The sequence below is a fragment of the Ruegeria sp. HKCCD3925 genome (genome assembly GCF_057221175.1).
Genome location: NZ_JBWVBI010000001.1, coordinates 903,748 through 922,452 on the forward strand (window position 1 = coordinate 903,748; position 18,705 = coordinate 922,452).

General features: G+C 55.2%; 22 protein-coding genes. 11 read left to right on the forward strand and 11 right to left on the reverse strand.

Annotation, left to right across the window (positions count from 1 at the left end; genetic code table 11):
• Nucleotides 1–136 precede the first annotated feature (136 nt).
• From AC2TEM_RS04435 to AC2TEM_RS04445, 3 genes are read right to left on the reverse strand one after another with little or no spacing between them, the layout of a single operon-like run.
• Nucleotides 137–724: a Smr/MutS family protein gene (locus AC2TEM_RS04435; RefSeq protein ID WP_480856008.1), complete on the reverse strand. Its 588-nt coding sequence runs from the start codon at nt 722–724 to the stop codon at nt 137–139.
• A complete protein-coding gene (mltA, locus tag AC2TEM_RS04440) occupies nt 724–1,764 on the reverse strand; it encodes a murein transglycosylase A (protein WP_170426356.1) in 1,041 nt (346 codons plus the stop codon). Before mltA ends, AC2TEM_RS04435 begins: the two co-directional genes overlap by 1 nt.
• A complete protein-coding gene (locus AC2TEM_RS04445) occupies nt 1,761–2,420 on the reverse strand; it encodes a Tim44/TimA family putative adaptor protein (protein ID WP_170399461.1) in 660 nt (219 codons plus the stop codon). The genes mltA and AC2TEM_RS04445 overlap by 4 nt, the downstream gene beginning before the upstream one ends.
• Before the next feature lie 108 nt (nt 2,421–2,528).
• Here AC2TEM_RS04445 and AC2TEM_RS04450 point away from each other — a divergent pair, with 108 nt between their 5' ends.
• Nucleotides 2,529–3,029 (forward strand): FxsA family protein, encoded by a 501-nt coding sequence (locus tag AC2TEM_RS04450; RefSeq protein ID WP_170399458.1) that lies wholly within the window; start codon nt 2,529–2,531, stop codon nt 3,027–3,029.
• A gap of 54 nt (nt 3,030–3,083) precedes the next feature.
• On the forward strand, nt 3,084–3,587 hold the full coding sequence (secB, locus tag AC2TEM_RS04455) for a protein-export chaperone SecB (RefSeq protein WP_170399455.1): 504 nt from the start codon (nt 3,084–3,086) through the stop codon (nt 3,585–3,587).
• A gap of 25 nt (nt 3,588–3,612) precedes the next feature.
• Here secB and dnaQ read toward each other — a convergent pair whose 3' ends face one another.
• Genes dnaQ through AC2TEM_RS04475 form a run of 4 tightly spaced genes read right to left on the reverse strand, consistent with a single transcriptional unit; the run spans nt 3,613 to nt 6,347 of the window.
• The gene (dnaQ, locus tag AC2TEM_RS04460) at nt 3,613–4,335 is read right to left on the reverse strand and encodes a DNA polymerase III subunit epsilon (RefSeq protein WP_170426353.1); all 723 of its coding nucleotides are present in this window, start codon (nt 4,333–4,335) and stop codon (nt 3,613–3,615) included.
• On the reverse strand, nt 4,328–4,921 hold the full coding sequence (gene coaE, locus AC2TEM_RS04465; RefSeq protein WP_170426352.1) for a dephospho-CoA kinase: 594 nt from the start codon (nt 4,919–4,921) through the stop codon (nt 4,328–4,330). Before coaE ends, dnaQ begins: the two co-directional genes overlap by 8 nt.
• The gene (locus AC2TEM_RS04470) at nt 4,918–5,751 is read right to left on the reverse strand and encodes a shikimate dehydrogenase (RefSeq protein ID WP_170426350.1); all 834 of its coding nucleotides are present in this window, start codon (nt 5,749–5,751) and stop codon (nt 4,918–4,920) included. The genes coaE and AC2TEM_RS04470 overlap by 4 nt, the downstream gene beginning before the upstream one ends.
• Nucleotides 5,748–6,347, reverse strand: a complete 600-nt coding sequence (locus AC2TEM_RS04475; RefSeq protein WP_170426348.1) for a nucleoside triphosphate pyrophosphatase — start codon at nt 6,345–6,347, stop codon at nt 5,748–5,750. Before AC2TEM_RS04475 ends, AC2TEM_RS04470 begins: the two co-directional genes overlap by 4 nt.
• Nucleotides 6,348–6,750: 403 nt before the next feature.
• On the opposite strand from AC2TEM_RS04475, the gene hemJ reads away from it, so the two are divergent.
• From hemJ to AC2TEM_RS04510, 7 genes are all read left to right on the forward strand, one after another.
• Nucleotides 6,751–7,200, forward strand: coding sequence for a protoporphyrinogen oxidase HemJ (gene hemJ, locus AC2TEM_RS04480; protein WP_170399440.1), 450 nt, complete (start codon nt 6,751–6,753; stop codon nt 7,198–7,200).
• Between the two features lie 126 nt (nt 7,201–7,326).
• On the forward strand, nt 7,327–8,598 hold the full coding sequence (gene rho / locus AC2TEM_RS04485; RefSeq protein ID WP_170399438.1) for a transcription termination factor Rho: 1,272 nt from the start codon (nt 7,327–7,329) through the stop codon (nt 8,596–8,598).
• Nucleotides 8,599–8,629: 31 nt separating this feature from the next.
• A complete protein-coding gene (mnmE, locus tag AC2TEM_RS04490; RefSeq protein ID WP_170426345.1) occupies nt 8,630–9,916 on the forward strand; it encodes a tRNA uridine-5-carboxymethylaminomethyl(34) synthesis GTPase MnmE in 1,287 nt (428 codons plus the stop codon).
• Between the two features lie 12 nt (nt 9,917–9,928).
• Nucleotides 9,929–11,797 carry a tRNA uridine-5-carboxymethylaminomethyl(34) synthesis enzyme MnmG gene (gene mnmG, locus AC2TEM_RS04495; RefSeq protein WP_170426343.1) on the forward strand — a complete coding sequence of 623 codons (1,869 nt, stop codon included), beginning with the start codon at nt 9,929–9,931 and terminating at the stop codon, nt 11,795–11,797.
• A complete protein-coding gene (gene rsmG, locus AC2TEM_RS04500) occupies nt 11,794–12,417 on the forward strand; it encodes a 16S rRNA (guanine(527)-N(7))-methyltransferase RsmG (protein WP_170426341.1) in 624 nt (207 codons plus the stop codon). The genes mnmG and rsmG overlap by 4 nt, the downstream gene beginning before the upstream one ends.
• A complete protein-coding gene (locus AC2TEM_RS04505; RefSeq protein ID WP_170426339.1) occupies nt 12,410–13,213 on the forward strand; it encodes an AAA family ATPase in 804 nt (267 codons plus the stop codon). Before rsmG ends, AC2TEM_RS04505 begins: the two co-directional genes overlap by 8 nt.
• A 20-nt stretch (nt 13,214–13,233) precedes the next feature.
• Complete coding sequence (locus AC2TEM_RS04510) at nt 13,234–14,127, forward strand: ParB/RepB/Spo0J family partition protein (RefSeq protein ID WP_170399423.1); 894 nt, start codon at nt 13,234–13,236, stop codon at nt 14,125–14,127.
• On the opposite strand, the gene AC2TEM_RS04515 is transcribed toward AC2TEM_RS04510, so the two are convergent.
• The 4 genes from AC2TEM_RS04515 to rph are packed head-to-tail and all read right to left on the reverse strand — an operon-like array spanning nt 14,117 to nt 16,942.
• Nucleotides 14,117–14,470 (reverse strand): YbaN family protein, encoded by a 354-nt coding sequence (locus AC2TEM_RS04515; RefSeq protein ID WP_170408799.1) that lies wholly within the window; start codon nt 14,468–14,470, stop codon nt 14,117–14,119. The genes AC2TEM_RS04510 and AC2TEM_RS04515 overlap by 11 nt on opposite strands.
• A 3-nt stretch (nt 14,471–14,473) precedes the next feature.
• Nucleotides 14,474–15,628 carry a radical SAM family heme chaperone HemW gene (hemW, locus tag AC2TEM_RS04520; RefSeq protein ID WP_170426337.1) on the reverse strand — a complete coding sequence of 385 codons (1,155 nt, stop codon included), beginning with the start codon at nt 15,626–15,628 and terminating at the stop codon, nt 14,474–14,476.
• Entirely contained in the window at nt 15,618–16,232 is a 615-nt protein-coding gene (gene rdgB, locus AC2TEM_RS04525; protein WP_170426335.1) for an RdgB/HAM1 family non-canonical purine NTP pyrophosphatase, read from the reverse strand. The genes hemW and rdgB overlap by 11 nt, the downstream gene beginning before the upstream one ends.
• Complete coding sequence (gene rph / locus AC2TEM_RS04530; RefSeq protein ID WP_170399411.1) at nt 16,229–16,942, reverse strand: ribonuclease PH; 714 nt, start codon at nt 16,940–16,942, stop codon at nt 16,229–16,231. The genes rdgB and rph overlap by 4 nt, the downstream gene beginning before the upstream one ends.
• A 112-nt stretch (nt 16,943–17,054) precedes the next feature.
• Between rph and hrcA the strand changes: the two genes are divergently transcribed.
• Together hrcA and AC2TEM_RS04540 are read left to right on the forward strand one after the other, a co-directional pair.
• Complete coding sequence (hrcA, locus tag AC2TEM_RS04535) at nt 17,055–18,119, forward strand: heat-inducible transcriptional repressor HrcA (protein WP_170399408.1); 1,065 nt, start codon at nt 17,055–17,057, stop codon at nt 18,117–18,119.
• A gap of 10 nt (nt 18,120–18,129) precedes the next feature.
• Complete coding sequence (locus AC2TEM_RS04540) at nt 18,130–18,693, forward strand: nucleotide exchange factor GrpE (protein WP_170399405.1); 564 nt, start codon at nt 18,130–18,132, stop codon at nt 18,691–18,693.
• Nucleotides 18,694–18,705: the final 12 nt, after the last annotated feature.

The window sequence follows — 18,705 nt, forward strand, 5'->3', positions numbered from 1 at the left end:
AGGCTACGAAGTTTCATTGCGCCGGCAGTTTATCACCGGGGTTGCGGGACCTGCAGAAACAATAAACCAGTAGGGGTAAGGGCAGGGTTCGCGTGCGAATCCGGTTCATGTGGACCAGCTAGAATCAGCGATCCGACTAACGGACGCGCCTGAGGTAAACGTAATAGGCGCCATCACCGCCATGGCTGATATGTGCGGGTGTTACCTGCAGCACTGCTTGTGCAAGTGGTGGAATAGATAACCAGTGGGGCACCTGATTGCGCAAGACCCCACGCGGCGTTGGAATGGGTCCCGGTTCGTCCCGGTCCTTGCCCTTGCCGGTTATGACAAGCACCAGCCGTTTGCCCTGTGCCTGTGCGGTCAGGACGAACCGAACCAATGCGGGATGAGCAGCGCTCATGCGCATCCCGTGCAGGTCCAGCTTGCCTTCGGGCTTGAGCTTGCCGCGTTTCATGCGACCAAAAGACTTGGTGTCCATCTGCACCGGATTTGCCCGCAAACCTTCGGTGATCGATGGCTTAAGGTTATTCCGTGACGGTTTGGTTGGCGCAGTCTGACCCAGTTCAAAGGCTTCTATCCATGCCTTGGGCGTTTTGGTCGGTTTGGGCTTGGGCAAGGTAGTGGGGTGCACAGTCTGAGGCAGTTCGGGGTGCAAACGCTCAGCCTGTTTGGCGACCTTGCGCCACAAATCGATCTCATCCGCAGTCAGTTTGCGCCGGGTCATCAGAACTCATCCGGTAACAGGGCGTAGGCCCTCTGGATCGGCAACAGCACAACCATACGGCCGGGATCCTTCAAGCGACCGGCGGCCTGCCCGGCATCATCCCCTGTGCCAAAGAAAATGTCGGCACGTTGCGCACCCTTGATCGCCGATCCGGTGTCTTGTGCGATCATCAATCGGCGCAGCGGGTTTTTGCCATCCTTTTCTACCCAAACTGGCGCGCCCAAAGGTGTATAAGCCGGATCTGCCGCGATACTGCGCATCGTGGTCACTGAGCGGTTCATGGCGCCTAACGGCCCGAACTCGGGCGCGACACGCGTCACTTCACGGAAGAAAACATACGAAGGGTTGTGTAGTAACAGCTCAGCCCCGGCTTCAGGGTTTTTGCGTACCCAGGTCCGGATCATCTGCGCGCTGACCTGGTGCGCGCCCAGCGCACCCCGTCGGACCAGTTCCGCGCCGATCGAGCGATAGGGATGCCCATTCGCACCGCCATATCCAACCCGCAATGCACCGCCATCGGGCAGACGTATCCGGCCCGAGCCTTGAATTTGCAGAAAGAACAGCTCAACAGGGTCATCGACCCACGCTATCTCAAGGCCCCGACCTGTCAGGGCGTCACCGGTCAGCAGGTCACGGCGACTGAGCCACTTGCCCGCCTCTCGCGCCTCGGGCGGCATCCGATAGAGTGGATAGCGGTATTTATCAGTTGGGGTTTTCGACCCATCCAGTTCAGGTTCAAAATATCCGGTGAACAGGGCGTCATCGCCGTCTTCGACCAGAACAGGACGAAAGAACAGCTCGAAAAAAGCCCGCGCCGCGCCAGGTTCATAACTCTGAGCCACGCCACACAGCGTCTGCCAATCAGGATCGTCCAGATCACCACAGGTGTTCAGAAAAACCGAAAGGGCCGCCCCGTGATCGTCGGCGGCCCAGCCATCGAGGTCATCGAATGACAGGATGGATCGCGTCGCCTCGGCTCCGGCGGCGCTGGCAGTGGTCATGACGACCCCCAGAAATAGCGACCGGAGCGCTGCAATCATGCGTCCGTGGCAACAAGCAGCCAGTTCGGATCGTCCGCGCCCATGACACGGGCAAAGGTCCAGCTGTCCTTTTGGCGTTTGACGGTGTTCGGGTTGCCTTCGACAATATCCCCGCCGCGATCGCGCACGACCGACGTCAGCTCACCGATAAAGCGCATGGTGATCTCGGCCTGATTGGTATCCTTATCGAAGGTCGCATCGACCAGAGTGGTTTCACGCACCCCGATGAATTCGGCTTCGATGGTCAGACCTTTGTCTTCACGATCCGCAACAACTGATACAAAACTGTCGAATACTTCTTCGGACAGGAACGGCTGGATTTCGTCCAGATTGCCCTTTTCAAAGCCCATCACGATCATCTCATAGGCGCCGCGCGCGCCCTGTACAAATTCGCTGACAGAAAAACTGGGTTCGACCCGCTTCATTGCGGCCAATGTTTGCGCCTGTTCACTGTCTTCGGCCACATGGTCGGTGATGTCGTGATCTGGCCCGCCTTCAATCACTTCGAAATCACGGCGCGCGCCATTGGTATCAGGCTGTTGCTGAAGGGGCGGTTTCTCAAAACCTTCGCGTGTACCCAACACGCTTTTCAAGCGCAGGATCAGGAAAATGGCAATTCCGGCCAGCACCAGAAGCTGGATCAGGGGTGAGTTCATTTCGTCCTCTTTTCAGAACCCGGGCTTTGTATACGCTGCCCTCTGCCACTATGTAGGTGACAGTCGGGGCCAAGTCCACAGCCCGGACCATGCTAAAGGATACCGCAAATGTACTTGTTCTTGGCTTTTTTATTGGTTCCGATCATCGAGATCGCCCTGTTTATCCAGGTTGGCGGTCTGATCGGGCTTTGGCCGACGCTTGCAATCGTGGTTCTGACCGCCGTTCTGGGCACGGTTCTGGTGCGGACACAAGGTCGCATGGCGCTGGCGAATTTGCAGCGATCCTTTGCCGAATTGGACGACCCAACCGAACCGCTGGCCCATGGGGCGATGATCTTGCTGTCTGGTGTTTTGCTGCTGACACCAGGGTTTTTCACCGATGCCATTGGTTTTGCGCTGCTTGTTCCCGGCATCCGGGTCGCAGTGTTCCGCTATCTCAAGTCCAAGGCGACCATCACACATTTTCAAATGGGCACCGGCGCACAATTCAGGTCGGGGCCAAACCCGTTTGATCAGGACGATGTGATAGATGGCGAATTCACCGAGGTTCGCCCTCGCCAGAACTCCGGAAAGCCGTCGAAGTGGGTGGAAGGCCCGCACCAGCATTGAGCTATCCGGCCCAAATTGCTAAGCAGTGCCGAATTTCAATTCCGGAGAAGTTTCATGGCTGACGAAAGCCCTGCAGAAAACACCGCCGCACAGGCAGCCCCTCAGATCCAGATGCGCGTTCTGGGACAGTTCATTCGCGACATGTCCTTTGAAAACGTCATGGCGCAAAAAGGCGTCTCAGGCGACGTACAGCCCGAGATTTCAGTTCAGGTCAATCTGGACGCAAAGAAACGCACGACCGAGCACCAGTATGAAGTCTCGATCAAGCTAAAACTGACATCCAAGGCCAAGGGCCTAGAAGACGTCCTGTTCCTGTGCGAAATCGACTATTGCGGCCTGTTCCACGTGGAAGGTGTGCCCGAAGATCAAATGCATCCGTTCCTGATGATCGAATGCCCGCGCATGCTGTTCCCGTTCCTGCGCCGAATCGTCAGCGACATCACACGCGACGGTGGCTACCCGCCGGTCAACCTGGATAACATTGATTTCGTGGCGCTCTATCGCAACGAACTGGCGCGCCGTCAGGCGGCCGCACAAGAGCAAAAAACCGACGCCTAAGGTTTTAGTCCGCGTCTGGTTCGGGTCAGGCGCGGGTCCACAGGGCGTTCTCGCCCAGCTTTTCAACAAATTTCTGATGTGCTGCGCGCTCATCCTCGGTGATCCGGGATGGCAGGGCATCGGGTCGCGCTGTCGGGCGCCATTCCTCACCACCGCCAGACGCTGCACTTGCCGACGTTGACAATCCAAAGTCGGGCTGACGGCCTCCGATCAGCTCCAGATACACTTCGGCCAGAATTTCCGAGTCAAGCAGCGCGCCGTGCAGCAGCCTGTTCGAATTGTCGATGCCAAACCGGCGGCACAATGCATCCAACGAAGCGGGTGATCCCGGAAACCGTTTGCGGGCAATGGCCAGCGTGTCGATTGCCTGATCCATCGGGATCAGCGACACCCCCATCCAGCCCAGTTCGGCGTTCAGAAACTTCATGTCGAACGAAGCGTTGTGGATCACCAGCTTGGCGTCACCCACGAATTCACGAAACCCTTGCCCAACCTTGGCAAAGACAGGTTTGTCCTTCAGCGTCACTTCGCCCTTTTCCGGCGGGCGCGGGTTTTCCAGCAGGTCGGGGCCGATGCCATGCACACCAAATGCCTCTTCCGGCATAGAACGCTCGGGGTTGATGTAGACGTGATAAGTTTCTCCTGTGGCAACGTGGTTCCACAGCTCAACCGCGCCGATCTCGACGATCCGGTCGCCGCTTTCGGGATCAAACCCTGTGGTCTCGGTATCGAGTACAATCTCACGCATCTGCCAACCCTGCCCGTATCTGCCTGACGATATCCTGCACCTGCGCTCGAGCATGGTCCAGAGTATCCGTGACAATCACGAAATCCGATCGCGCGCATTTCTCTTCGTTTGGCATTTGCTTGGAGCGAATCTGCTCAAACTGCGCCTCATTCATCGTGCCGCGCGCCATGACCCGTCTTTTTTGTTCTTCAGCAGAGATTGAAACACAAGCAACAGCATCCATCGCCGCATCACCACCGGTTTCAAACAACAGCGGAATGTCGAATACCAAGATATCGGCGGACGACGAAGAACGAAATGAGGCGCGATCCGCCGCTACCAGAGGGTGTACGATTTTTTCTATTGTTTTTAGCGCGTCAGGATTATCCGCAATGATTTGCTTCAATGCATCCCGGCTGACCGCATCCTCGGCAATGGCGGTGGGAAACGTAATCCGCATGGGCTCAACCGCCGCACCGCCCTTTGCATAGAGCCTATGCACCGCAGCATCCGCATCCCAAAGCGCACAGCCTTCATCTGCAAACATCTGAGCGGTCGTACTCTTGCCCATCCCGATTGATCCGGTGAGCCCCAGCGCAAAACTCATGCCAAGGCCGCCGCGCGGGTTTCAGCGTCCACTTCGGGGCGAACACCGAACCAGCGTTCAAACCCGGGAACAGCTTGATGCAGCAACATTCCCAGCCCGTCGACCGTTGTACATCCAGCCTCTTCCGCCTGTTTTAACAGATGCGTTTGAAGCGGCGCGTATACCAGATCGGTGACAACAGCGCCGGGTTGCAATCCATCCAGTGGAACGCGTAACTCTGGCTGCCCTTGCATACCCAAAGACGTGGTGTTCACGACTAGTTCTGCGTCTTCGATCACATTTCCCGCCTGCACCCAGTCAACGACCGTAATCCGTTGGCCGAACTCTTCCTTCAAATGATCCGCACGGGTGCGGGTGCGGTTGGTCAACAGGATTTCAGGCACTCCGGCTTCTGCCAGCGCTTGAAGCACCGCCCGCGCAGCACCGCCCGCACCAAATACAACCGCAGGCCCATCCTGCGGGTTCCAATCGGGCGCACCGCTGCGAATATTGGCCATGAACCCGTAGCCATCCGTATTATCCGCGTGAATTGAACCATCCTCGCGGAATACAAGCGTATTTGCCGCCCCGATGACTGAGGCACGGTCCGAGACATGATCCGCCAACCGCAAAGCAGCCTCTTTATGCGGTACGGTCACGTTGGCCCCAACGAACCCAGCCTTGGGTAGTGTCCGCAGAACGGTTTCCAGATCGGCCGGGGCGACATCCATTGGGATGTAGTGCCCCACCAATCCATAGGTTTTCAGCCAATGCCCGTGCAGTTTTGGCGAGCGGGAATGTGCAATGGGTTGCCCAATCACGCCGGCCAGAGGAACGCGATGCTCCGTCATTGATCGATTACTCCCTTTACGGCCAGAAAATTGAGCAACTCTAACAGGGGCATACCCAAAACATTAAAATAGTCGCCGTCAATGGTAGCAAACAGGCGCACGCCTTCTTCTTCCAGTTTATAAGCCCCCACTGCGTGCCGAATACTGTCCCAGTTCCGCGCCACGTAATCACGTAAATAAGCATCCGAGCTGGCCCGCATCCGCAAACGCACCTGACCGACTTGCCGCCAGATGGGCTCACCATCCTGATAGATCACCGCCGCCGACAGCAACATATGTCGCTTGCCGCGCATTGCTTTAAGCTGCGCCAGTGCTTCTTCCGGCGTTTCCGGCTTCGACAGCATCTGACCTTCGAAATCCAGAACCTGATCGCAACCCAGAACCATAGTGCCGGGCACTTTGTCACTGATCTTACGGGCTTTCATTTCGGCAAGCGCATCGGCAACATCACGGGGCGAAGCTCCCTCAGCCATCAGGGCGCGTTTGGCTGTGTCTTCATCCACCCGCGCGATCTGCACCGAAAACGGGACGCCTGCGTTTCTGAGCAACTGCGCGCGGATCACGGAACCTGAGGCAAGGACTATGGGGACAGTCATGTGGAAAACCCCGTGTGCAAATCAATGAGTAGTCTCGAATGGTTTGTATGGCTTTCCGGTTGACACGCAACCCCGGGAATTTGGCGCAAGACTTCCCCGAGTCGCCCGGATCCTGTCCAGACGGGACAAGGATAAGTTGGAATACTCGGATAAGCATCCCGTCCCGGATTGGTCCAATGGTTATCCACAATTCAGCCCGAGCTTTTATCTCATAATTTATTGTTATTAATCATTTTTTTTCTTGATCAACAGATTCTGCGCCGATGTGCTTCACTTTTTCCACCTGGGGAAAAAGGCAGGACAAAAAAGTAATCCACCGAATTTGACCTCCCTACAAAACCATCATCCTTTTTCTTTCTTATTTTTTTTATTAGGAGGGGTTCAGGTAAGCCCGGAATACCCAATGACCGATATTCTTTTCGCAATATACCCTTGGGTGAAATCGCTGCACATCATGGCCGTGATTTCATGGATGGCTGGTTTATTCTATCTGCCCAGATTGTTCGTGTATCACGTTGAAAAGGCGCAAGCCGTAGAGGGTGCGCAACAGATTTTCTTTGAAATGGAAGAAAAGCTGCTGCGTGTGATCATGCGCCCTGCAATGGTCGTGGCCTGGGTCTGCGGGCTGATCATGGTGTTCACGCCTGGTATTGTCGGATGGGACTGGAGCTGGCCCTGGGTCAAAGGCGCAGCAGTGATCGGCATGACATGGTTTCACCATTGGCTTATGGCTCGGCGCAAGGACTTTGCTGAGGGGCGAAATAAGCTGACTGGGCGGCAGTACCGCATGATGAATGAGGTTCCGACCGTTTTAATGGTTGTTATCGTTCTAGCGGTCGTTGTGAAGTTCTGAGGGCCTGTTTGACTCTTCTTAGGTAAGCGCTTATCTAACGCGTAACGCGCCCGTCCGGGCGAGGTATCTTCCGTTCTGAAATTCCACTCTGGTGCCGCGATCCAAGCGGCCGAGGTTCGTATCATCATGACAACTGAATCCCTGAATCTGGCCGATCTGAAGGCCAAAAGCCCCAAAGACCTTCTGGCCATGGCCGAGGAGCTTGAGGTCGAAAACGCCTCAACCATGCGCAAGGGCGAGATGATGTTTCAGATTCTGCGCGAACGTGCGGATGAGGGCTGGACCATCGGCGGCGACGGCGTGTTAGAGGTTCTACAAGACGGCTTCGGTTTCCTGCGCTCGCCCGAGGCGAACTATCTTCCCGGACCGGATGACATCTATGTTTCGCCTGACATGATCCGCAAGCATTCGCTGCGCACCGGAGATACGGTTGAAGGTGAGATCAAAGCGCCTGACGAGAATGAACGTTATTTTGCGCTGACAAATGTCACCAAGATCAACTTTGAAAATCCGGACAAGGCCAAACACAAGATTCTGTTCGACAACCTGACGCCTCTGTATCCGGATGAGCGTCTGAAGATGGAAATCGAAGATCCGACCATCAAGGACAAGTCTGCTCGCGTGATCGATTTGGTTTCGCCGATTGGTAAAGGTCAGCGATCGCTGATCGTGGCGCCTCCGCGGACTGGTAAGACGGTGATCCTGCAGAACATCGCGCATTCCATCGAACAGAACCACCCGGAGTGTTATCTGATCGTCCTGCTGATCGACGAACGCCCGGAAGAGGTGACTGACATGCAACGCTCGGTGAAGGGTGAAGTTGTGTCTTCAACCTTCGATGAGCCCGCGACCCGCCACGTGGCCGTATCCGAGATGGTGATCGAAAAAGCCAAGCGTTTGGTTGAGCATAAACGAGATGTTGTTATTCTACTCGATTCGATAACAAGACTTGGTAGGGCGTTCAACACTGTAGTGCCATCTTCGGGTAAGGTTCTGACCGGTGGTGTAGATGCAAATGCCCTGCAACGGCCCAAGCGCTTCTTTGGTGCTGCGCGGAACATCGAAGAAGGTGGTTCGCTGACCATCATCGCCACCGCCCTGATCGATACCGGCAGCCGCATGGACGAAGTGATCTTCGAAGAATTCAAGGGCACTGGTAACTCGGAAATCGTTCTGGATCGTAAGATTGCAGACAAACGCGTGTTCCCGGCAATCGACATCCTCAAATCCGGCACCCGGAAAGAGGATCTGCTGGTCGACAAAGGCGATTTGGCCAAGACCTTCGTTCTGCGCCGCATCCTCAATCCGATGGGCACAACAGATGCAATCGAGTTCCTGTTGTCGAAGTTGAAACAAACCAAGACGAACGGCGAGTTCTTCGATTCAATGAACACCTGACAAGGTTCTGGCACTGACGCGGGGGCTATCAATGGATACGATATTCGCCCTGGCCAGCGCCCAGGGCAAAGCAGGCGTGGCTGTGATCAGGCTTTCTGGTCCGCAGGCATATGCCTCCGCCAATGAGTTGTCTGGCGGGGGCCTGCCAAGGCGTGGAATGACAGTACGAACACTCAACGCGTCGGATGGATCGCGGTTGGATGAGGGCTTGGTTCTGACGTTTCAGGCCCCGTCCAGCTTTACCGGCGAAGACGTGGCCGAGCTTCAGATTCACGGAAGTATGGCGTCAGTCAACGCTGTGCTGACCTCTCTTTCGGATATGGACGATCTTCGGCTGGCCGAACCTGGTGAGTTCACGCGTCGTGCACTGGAAAACGGCAAGATGGATCTGGCGCAGGTCGAAGGTCTTGCTGATCTGATTGATGCAGAAACCGAAGCACAACGGAAACAAGCACAGACGATTTTGGCTGGTGCCTTGGGCACACTGGCTGAAGGTTGGCGGCGTGATCTGATCCGTGCGGCGTCTTTGTTGGAAGCCGTGATTGATTTTGCTGATGAAGAGGTGCCGACAGATGTATCACCTGAGGTTCGGACGTTGATCTCTGGTGTGATGGCCGAATTGACCCAAGAAGCCAAAGGTGTTCGGATCGCCGAGCGCATTCGCACCGGCTTTGAGGTCGCCATTGTTGGCCTTCCGAACGCAGGGAAATCGACCTTGCTGAACGCGTTGGCAGGTCGGGAAGCCGCTATTACCTCGGAATATGCCGGGACAACCCGCGATGTGATTGAAGTTCGTATGGACTTGGACGGATTGCCTGTCACGCTGCTGGACACGGCCGGTTTGAGGCAAACCGATGATCACGTTGAAAACCTGGGAATTGAACTGGCGCGCAAACGGGCAGAGGCGGCCGATCTACGAGTATTTCTGTCGGATGAGCCTGATCAGCTAGGTGTACCGATGCAGGCAGATGACATTCATGTTCTGCCAAAATCTGACCTGCGTGAGCCCTTTTCCGGCGGTATATCGGGGAAAACCGGGCACGGGATTGACCAGTTGATAGACAACATATCGCGTGTACTGACTGTCCGAACAGCTAGCCATGGTATTGCAACGCGGGAACGTCACCGTATTGCGATGACTAAAGCATCGGACGCACTTGCGGCTGCGCGAGATGTTCTGGAATCAGGTCCGGACATGTATGATATAGCTGCTGAAGAGTTGAGAACGGCAATTCGGTCGCTTGAATCTTTGGTTGGCAGGATTGATGTCGAAACCCTTTTGGATGAAATCTTCGCAAGTTTCTGTCTGGGAAAATAGGGAGTGTTTCACGTGAAACATTCGAAATTTGATGTTGTCGTCATCGGTGCCGGACATGCAGGTGCAGAAGCCGCACATGCAGCAGCGCGGATGGGTGCGAGCACAGCACTAGTCACTCTTTCCGAACGGGACATCGGTGTCATGTCTTGCAATCCGGCAATAGGTGGGTTGGGCAAAGGGCATCTAGTCCGCGAGATCGATGCACTAGACGGGGTCATGGGGCGCGTGGCGGACCGTGCGGGTATCCAGTTTCGCTTATTGAACCGGCGAAAAGGACCGGCCGTTCAAGGGCCGAGGGCGCAGGCGGATCGAGCCCTTTATCGGGCAGCAATGGCGGGGGAAACGCAAAAACAAGACAATCTGTCGGTGATTACCGGGGAAGTGGTTGATTTCCTAATGGATGGCGACCGCGTCACCGGTGTTAAACTGGCAGATGAATCCGAGGTCCCCGCGCAGACAGTTATCCTGACGTCGGGTACATTTCTGCGCGGCGTGATCCACATAGGGGACGTTTCAAAACCAGGTGGCCGCATGGGGGATCGCCCATCGATCAGGCTGGCTGAACGCCTTGATGCCTTTGATTTGCCTACGGCACGACTAAAAACAGGTACGCCACCGAGGTTGGACGGACGAACCATAAATTGGGATATACTTGAACGACAGGATGGCGATGCAGAGCCAACACTGTTTTCATTCATGTCCCAAGCGGTGACGGCGCCGCAAATCGCCTGTGGAATAACTCATACCAATGCTCAGACGCACGGAATAATCGAGAAAAATCTATCGCGATCAGCAATGTATGGAGGTCATATTGATGGTGTTGGTCCCAGATATTGCCCTTCAATCGAAGACAAAATCGTCCGATTTGCGGAAAAGGAGTCACACCAGATATTTCTGGAACCAGAAGGCGTGCGGGATCATACGGTGTACCCAAACGGGATTTCAACGTCTTTGCCCGAAGATGTACAAGTCGAATATGTCCAATCCATCGTAGGATTGGAAAGCGCGGTAATCCTACAACCCGGATACGCGATTGAATACGACTACGTTGACCCGCGCGTTCTATTTGCGTCTTTGTCTGTGCCCGATGTTCCTGGTCTATATCTTGCAGGACAGATCAATGGGACCACAGGATATGAGGAAGCGGCCGCGCAAGGCCTCGTTGCAGGTTTGAATGCAGCTCTGGAAACACAGGGACGTGCGCCAATACATTTTACACGCTCAGACAGCTATATTGGCGTGATGATTGACGATTTGACAACTCGGGGCGTTGCCGAGCCTTATCGGATGTTCACATCCCGTGCAGAGTTTCGCCTATCACTTCGTGCTGACAACGCAGATCAAAGACTGACTCCGATTGGTGAGCAGTTGGGCTGTGTGGGTGAACTCCGCCGCAAGGTTTTTGCTGAGAAATCAGAAAAACTTGTAAAGGCAAAGAACAAACTGACAGAGACCACATATACGCCAAAGCAAATTCGCGAAGCTGGTATCAGCATAAATCAGGACGGAAACCGGCGCGATGGAATGGCGGTTCTTGCTTTTCCAGAAGTATCGTTTGAAGACATGGTTTTACTCGAACCCGATCTACAGAATACAGACGATGAAATTCGCCGTCAGGTCGAGCGCGATGCGTTGTATGCAAACTATATTGCGCGCCAACAACGGGATGTCGAAGCAATGAAGCGCGATGAGGCGCATGAAATTCCTCGGGATTTCAATTATTTTGCGCTTGATGGTCTGTCGAATGAAATGAAGCAAAAGCTATCGCAGGCGAAGCCTGCGAATATTGCGCAGGCGAGTCGGGTTGAAGGTGTCACACCTGCGGCTTTAACCCTCGTCCTGGCGAAGCTCAGGCGCGATGTGAAAGCCAGAAAAGCATGAGTTATCAGAACGCCGTTTCTGCGGAGGCTCTGGATGTTTCACGTGAAACATTCGAACGCCTGGTGATCTATGTATCTCTGCTTGAAAAATGGAACCCAAAAATCAATCTGGTTTCAAGAAATAGTCTTGAAGAGATTTGGATTCGCCATATCAAAGATTCCATTCAAGTTTTTCGGAACGCAGATCGCGTAGATCATTGGGTGGATTTAGGCAGCGGAGGCGGCTTTCCTGGCATGGTCTGCGCCATCATGGCAATTGAATTTGCACCTGAAACGCGTTTCACATTAGTCGAAAGCGACCAACGTAAATCCGCATTTCTTCGAAGTGTGACCAGAGAGAGTGGCGCCAATTGTTCCGTGATCTCTCGTCGAATTGAAGCCATTGATCCCTTGCATGCGGACGTGCTTTCAGCTCGGGCTCTGGCTGATCTGACCACTCTAATGTCATTTTGTGACAGGCATTTAAGTAAAAACGGTACAGCGTTGTTGCCAAAAGGCGCAACCTGGAAAAAAGAGCTGGAAGATGCGCGCAAAGAATGGAAATTCGAGGCTGAACCCATTAAGAGTTCAACAGAACCCCAAGCCGTTATCCTGAAAATCAAAGGAGTTGCACGTGGTTGATCTGTCTCGTCCTGCTGGGCCTCGGATTATCGCGGTTGCCAATCAAAAGGGCGGGGTCGGGAAAACCACTACAGCGATCAATCTCGCAGCCGGATTGGCCGAGGCCGGATGCAAGGTTCTTGTGGTCGATCTCGATCCTCAGGGAAATGCCTCTACGGGTCTAGGGGTCGAAGATCGCGACTGGACGACATATGATCTTCTTCTCGAAGATGCACCATTGGAAGCTGTGGTGCAGGAGACCGAGATCGGTAATCTTTTTGTGGTTCCGGCGACCGTAGATCTCAGCTCGGCAGATATTGAGCTGATCTCGAATGAAAAGCGCAGTTATTTGCTGCATGACGCGCTTCGACAGACTGCAATTGATGCCTTCAATCTGGACTTTGTGCTGATTGATTGTCCGCCGTCCTTGAACCTGCTCACCGTAAACGCAATGGTAGCAGCGCATTCCGTCCTTGTTCCATTGCAAAGTGAGTTCTTTGCGCTGGAAGGGCTGTCACAATTGATGTTGACCATTCGCGAGGTTCGTCAGACCGCTAATCCTGACCTCAGAATCGAAGGTGTTGTGTTAACGATGTATGACAACCGCAACAACTTGTCCCGTCAGGTCGAAAAGGATGCGCGTGACAATCTGGGTGAGATGGTATTTAAAACCAAGATACCCAGAAATGTGCGGGTCAGCGAGGCACCATCTTACGCGCTTCCTGTGCTGCAATATGATTCGGGTTCGCTTGGGGCGATGGCGTACCGGCATTTGGCCCGAGAGGTTATGCACAAGAACAACAAGATAGCCATTTAAGTGGCCGTGAGGAGGGCAACATGAATGCCAGGAAAGGAAAACCCCGAGGATTAGGTCGCGGGCTATCTGCGTTGATGGCTGATGTCGCACCAGAAGCTGACGGTCGGATTGTATCTGAACCCCGCCGTCCGGATCTCACGGTACCGATCGAAAAACTGCAGGCGAACCCAGATCAGCCGCGCCGCCGTTTCGCGCAAGAGCAATTGGATGAGCTTGCGGCCTCGGTCAAGGAAAAGGGTATTATCCAGCCGCTGATTGTCCGCAGCATCGATGGCGGCCAATACGAAATCGTTGCGGGTGAACGGCGCTGGCGTGCTGCGCAGATGGCGCAACTGCATGATATTCCAGTTATTGTTCGCGAATTTGATGACACCGAAGTGCTTGAGGTCGCGATTATCGAGAACATTCAGCGCGCAGATCTGAACGCGGTGGAAGAGGCGGCAGGCTTTAAGCAATTGATGGATCGCTTTGGTCACACGCAAGAAAAGCTGGCCGAAGCGCTTGGTAAAAGCAGAAGCCATATCGCTAATCTGCTGCGTCTTTTGTCACTGCCATTGGATGTACAATCCCTTGTAATAGAAGGAAAATTATCCGCCGGTCATGCAAGGGCGTTAATCACGGCAGAAAACCCATCGGAGCTGGCGAAACAGGTGGTTCGTGAGGGCCTTTCGGTGCGTGCGACCGAGGCATTAGTGAAAAAGCAGCAAGGTGGGACGGATAAGCCGGCTCCGAAATCCAGAAATCTGAATGCTGGGAAGGACGCAGACACCCGAGCGCTTGAAAAGGATTTGTCTGCGATTCTGGCGATGAAGGTGACGATCAACCATAAGGCCGGATCTGAATCCGGGCAGGTTGTGTTGGCTTATGAGAACCTGGATCAGTTGGATGATCTGTGCGCGAAGCTCAGCCGTTAGGTCGGGTCCAGATAAAGAGCATCACAGCGCTGAGCACAATGGCCTGAATGATCAGGACGTGAGAAGGAACCGACAGTAGAACCGATAAGCCAAATACGGCGGCAACCGAAAGGGTGGCCGCCTTTTTTGCGCCGGGTCTGATCGCGCCAGAGCTTTGCCAATCGACGATCATGGGGCCAAAGGTTCGATGGCTCAGTAACCAGTTGTGCAGCCGTGAAGATGAGCGAGCAAAAAAGAACGCGGCCAACAGAAGAAATGGCACCGTCGGCAGCAGCGGTAGAGCGACTCCGATCATGGCAAGCGCAACGCATAGTAACCCCAATCCGGCCCAGAGAAATTGCATCTGTTACTCCAACAGCTCTCGGATTACCGCATTGAGCACGGCGCGCCCGTATGAAGTGGCGCGCAATTGATTGCGATCAAGGGTTAGCATGCCCAGATCGATCAGTGAATCAAGTTTGCCATTCGAAAGTTCTTCACCTGCAAGCAGAGTATATCTGTCTATATCTAGGCCCTCGACCAAACGTAGACACATCATAAGGTATTCTGAGGCTTGTTCACGTTGGCTAAGCTCGAACCGATTACTTTCGCCGTGCCCATTGGAGGCAGCCGTCAGCCATTTGTTTGGTGAAAGATGAGTTTCCGTCGCGAATTTCCGGCGATCCAGGGTGATCCGACCGTGTGCGCCGGGTCCAATACCGATGTAGTCACCATAGCGCCAATAGATGAGGTTATGCCGTGATTCCGCTCCGGGCCGGGCGTGGTTTGAGATCTCATAGGCAGGCAGCCCATGCGCTTCGCAGATTTCCTGCGTCGCCAGATACATATCCGCAGCGTTGTCATCCTCGGGCAAACCGCGCAGCTTGCCCAGGGCATAGCGATCACCAAAGGCTGTGCCTTCCTCAATGGTCAGTTGGTATAGCGACAGGTGATCAACTGCCATCGATAGGGCTTCGGTCAGCTCAGCACGCCAGGCGTCCAGAGTTTGATGCTGCCGGGCATAGATCAGATCAAAGCTCACACGGTCAAAGCAAGAGCGCGCGATATCGAAGGCAGCGCGAGCCTCGGCAACCGTGTGAATGCGCCCCAGACGACGCAGGTCATCGTCGTTCAAGGCCTGAACACCCATCGAGATGCGGTTCACGCCCGCATCATGATAGGCCGCGAACCGCCCGGCCTCGACCGAGCCTGGATTGGCCTCAAGCGTGATTTCCATATCGTTGGCCGATCGCCAAAGGGCGCGGGCCTTGTCGATGATGGTGGCGACGGTCTCAGGCGCCATCAGTGATGGAGTTCCGCCGCCAAAGAAGATTGTGTTCAAAACCCGGTCAGGAGTTTCGATGGCCGAGCGGCTTAGTTCGATGAGATAACACTCAAGCCATTGTTTTTGATTAATATTTTTGGAAACGTGGCTGTTGAAATCGCAATAGGGGCACTTGGCCTCGCAAAAGGGCCAATGCACATAAAGGCCAAAGCCCCCGTTTCGCCAATCATCCGCCAAAGCAGCCTTTCACGAACATCTCCACCGCGCGCCCGCGATGGCTGATCTTGTTCTTTTCCCAGCGATCCATTTCGGCAAAGGTAATGTCGTGCCCCTCAGGGACAAACATCGGGTCATAGCCGAACCCGTCCTTTCCACGGATCGGCCAAGTCAGGTGACCGGGCGCGACGCCCTCGAACACTTCGTCATGCCCGTCGGGCCAGGCCAGAACCAGAGTGCAGCGAAACTGGGCCATACGCGGGTGGGGGGCGTCTTTCGCCTCTAGCTCATTATGGGCGCGAGTCATCGCCATCAGGAAATCGCGACCACTGCCGGTTTCGGCCCAATCGGCGGTGTAAACACCGGGTGCGCCGTCCAATGCATCGATGGTGATCCCGGAATCGTCCGACAAGGCAGGTAGGCCGGTCGCCTTTGCAGCTGCGTGGGCCTTGATCCGGGCGTTACCGACGAAAGTGTCCTCGGTCTCTTCCGGCTCTGGCAGGTTCATTTCGCCCGCGCCGACAACCGTTACGCCAAAGGGCTCAAGCAGATGCGCCATCTCCTCGAGCTTGCCTTTGTTGTGGGTGGCGACCAGCAGTCGATCACCTTCGAACCTGCGAGTCATGCGGTTGCAGCTTTCTGGGCAGCAGCAAGTTCACCCACGCCTTTCTCGGCCAGGTCCATCAGTTGATCCATTTGCGCGCGGCTGAAAACGGATCCTTCGGCGCTCATCTGCACTTCGATCAGCTTGCCCGAGCCGGTCATGATGAAATTGCCGTCAACGCCAGCTTCGCTATCTTCGGGATAGTCCAGATCTAGCACGGGCTGACCGGCATAAATTCCGCAGGAAACGGCCGCAACAGGGTCTAACAAAGGGTCGGATATCACATCGCCCGTTTTCATCAGCTTGTTTACGGCAAGGCGCAGCGCTACCCAACCGCCAGTGATCGAGGCACAGCGGGTGCCGCCGTCGGCTTGAATGACATCGCAGTCGACGGTGATCTGACGCTCACCCAACGCAACCCGATCCACACCGGCGCGGAGGGCGCGGCCGATCAGGCGTTGAATCTCAACCGTGCGGCCACCTTGCTTGCCGCTGGCAGCCTCGCGCCGCATCCGCGTATTGGTCGCACGGGGCAGCATGCCATATTCAGCGGTGACCCAGCCCAGGCCCGAGCCTTTGATGAACGGTGGCACGCGATCCTCGATTGTGGCGGTGCATAGCACATGGGTGTCGCCCATCTTGATCAGGCAAGAGCCTTCGGCATGTTTGGTGAACCCCGTTTCAATTGAAACGGCGCGCATTTCGTTTAGATCACGTCCTGAGGGTCGCATGAGAAATCCTTTATCTGCTGGGTTGGGGATACCGTCCCGCGGCGTTACGATGCAAGCCCGATTGACCTTTCATTTGCCTGCGATTTAATGACGATCCAGCAGAGGGCCGCCGATGAGCGAAGCAAGCAAAATTCTGGACGAGATGAATGACCGGTCGCGTGAGGTGTTCCGGTTGATTGTCGAAAGCTATCTGGAAAGCGGCGAACCCGTGGGCAGCCGGACTCTGACGCGCACATTGTCCGAGAAAGTCAGTGCTGCGACCGTACGCAATGTGATGCAGGATCTTGAATTTCTGGGTTTGCTCGACAGTCCGCATGTCAGCGCTGGTCGAATTCCAACACAGCAGGGGCTGCGTATGTTCGTGGACGGATTGCTGGAAATGGGCGATCTGGGTGCGGATGATCGGCAGAAGCTGGACGAAACACTAGGCTCTAACGCAGGCGATGTGGGTGGTATGCTCGATCGCGTCGGCGCGGCGCTATCACACGTGACACAAGGGGCTTCGCTGGTTCTGACGCCAAAGCATGAGGCCGAGATCAAGCATATCGAGTTCGTCTCGCTTGGGCATGACCGGGCCTTGGTGGTTTTGGTGTTTTCGGACGGGCAGGTAGAAAACCGGCTGTTTACACCTCCGCCTGGCCAAACACCCAGTTCGATGCGCGAGGCAGCCAATTTTCTGAATGCACTCATCGAAGGTCGAACGCTTGGCGAAGTGCGGCGGCAGATGCTGTCACAGATCGACGCGCGGAAACAGGAAATCGATGTTCTGGCGCGTGAGATGGTCGAGAGCGGCATTGCCGCTTGGGACGGGGACGGCGGCGACTCGGCCCGGCTGATCGTGCGCGGGCGTGCGAATCTGTTAAATGAGCCGGGTCAGGCAGAAGAGCTTGATCGAATCCGCACCCTGTTTGACGACCTTGAACGCAAACGCGATATCGCCGAATTCCTTGAATTGACCGAAGAAGGCGAAGGTGTGCGCATTTTTATTGGCTCTGAGAACAAACTTTTCTCACTTTCGGGTTCCTCTTTGGTGGTGTCTCCATATATGAACGCTGATCGTAAGATAATCGGTGCGGTTGGGGTCATTGGACCCACACGTCTGAATTACGGGCGAATCGTACCAATCGTGGATTATACGGCGCAACTGGTCGGCAAGCTGATTTCCGACCGGAGCTAGAGGGTAAGAGATGGCAGAGCCCAAGAACGAAGATTTTCTGGACGACATCATGTCCGCCGAGGCGGAAGAGTTTGCCGAAGATTTTGCTGAGATCAGCGATGAGGCGCTTGAGGTCGATCAACTGCGTGCTGAGCGCGATGATTACAAAGACAAGTTCATGCGTGCGCTGGCCGATGCCGAAAATGCGCGCAAGCGTGGCGACAAGGCGCGTCGGGATGCGGAACAGTATGGCGGGTCAAAACTGGCCCGCGACATGCTTCCGGTTTACGACAATATGAAACGCGCGCTTGAGGCCGCGACGGATGAGCAGAAAGAGGTTGCCGCCGGCTTGCTGGAAGGTGTCGAGTTGACCATGCGCGCGCTGAAGGATGTGTTCCAGAAGCATGGGATTGAGGTGATTACGCCTCAGGTCGGGGACAGGTTCGACCCGAATGTGCATGAGGCGATGTTCGAGGCCCCTGTGCCCGGAACCAAGGCCGGCGACATCATTCAGGTGTCGGCAGAAGGCTTCATGCTGCACGACAGGTTGTTGCGTCCGGCGCAGGTTGGGGTGTCGTCAACGCCCGCAAGCTGAACAGTTCCTGGG